Source organism: Variovorax sp. 22077 (assembly GCF_052044195.1).
Lineage (GTDB): Bacteria > Pseudomonadota > Gammaproteobacteria > Burkholderiales > Burkholderiaceae_C > Variovorax > Variovorax atrisoli.
In genome coordinates, this window is sequence record NZ_JBQEQC010000078.1 from 1 (window position 1) to 1,160 (window position 1,160).

Annotated in this window: 1 protein-coding gene; it reads left to right on the top strand. The window is 62.1% G+C overall.

From position 1 onward, the window contains the following. Positions 1-69: 69 nt before the first annotated feature. The coding region (locus ACTJLF_RS34560; protein WP_440884893.1) for an IS630 family transposase at positions 70-1,160 on the top strand (1,091 nt) is incomplete at its 3' end.

Below are 1,160 nucleotides of genomic sequence, written 5' to 3' on the forward strand. Positions count from 1 at the left end.
CTAGTGTCCTGTCCCGTTAATTCATAGGCACAAGAAGTGCTTGGGATAAGGCATCCTTGGAGGTGCCTGATGCCCAATGCCCATACCCGTACAACCAACCTTGAGCTGACCGAGAGTGAGCGTGCCGAGCTGACGTCAATGGCGCGGTCGCGCTCGCTGCCTGCGGCGCTGTCGCTACGCGCGCGCATCGTGCTGGCCTGCGAAGGCGCCGGCGTCGCGAGCACCGAAGTCGCCAAGCGGCTGGGACTTGACCGCAATACGGTCAACAGGTGGCGCGGGCGCTACGCGCGCGATCGGATCACGGGTCTGTACGACGAGCTGCGCCCCGGGCGGCCGCGCACGGTGGACGATGAACGCGTTGCCGAGCTGATCAACAAGACGTTGCACACCAAGCCTGCGGATGGGGCGACGCACTGGAGTACGCGCGCTCTTGCCTCAGAGACTGGCATCAGCAAGAGCACGGTGGCTCGTTACCTCAACGCGTTTCAGCTCAAGCCGCACCGCGTCGAGAGTTTCAAGCTCTCGACAGATCCGCTGTTCATCGAGAAGCTGCGCGACGTGGTCGGGCTGTACCTCAACCCTCCCGAGAACGCCTTGGTGCTATGCGTCGACGAGAAAAGCCAGTGTCAGGCGTTGGAGCGCACGCAGCCCATGCTGCCGATGGGATTGGGCTACGTCGAGGGCGTCACGCACGACTACGTTCGCCATGGGACAACGACACTGTTCGCAGCCCTGAACGTGCTCAACGGCGCAATCCTGGCCAGTTGCAAGCCTCGCCATCGGCACCAGGAGTTCCTGAGCTTCCTGCGTGAGATCGACCAGGCCGTGCCGCAGGAGCTGGACGTGCACTGCATCGTGGACAACTACGCCAGCCACAAGCATCCGAAGGTGCGCGCCTGGCTCGCGCAGCGGCCACGCTGGCACATGCACTTCGTGCCGACCTATTCGAGCTGGCTCAATCAGGTCGAACGCTTCTTCGCCGTGATCACCGACAAGGCCATCCGGCGCGGTTCGTTCAAAAGCGTCAAGGAGCTGACGAACAAGATCGACATGTTCGTCAACCAGTACAACGAGAACTGCAAGCCGTTCACCTGGACGGCCACCGCCGACTCAATCCTCGAAAAACTATCTCGCCTCTGCCGTCGAATAAACGGGACAGG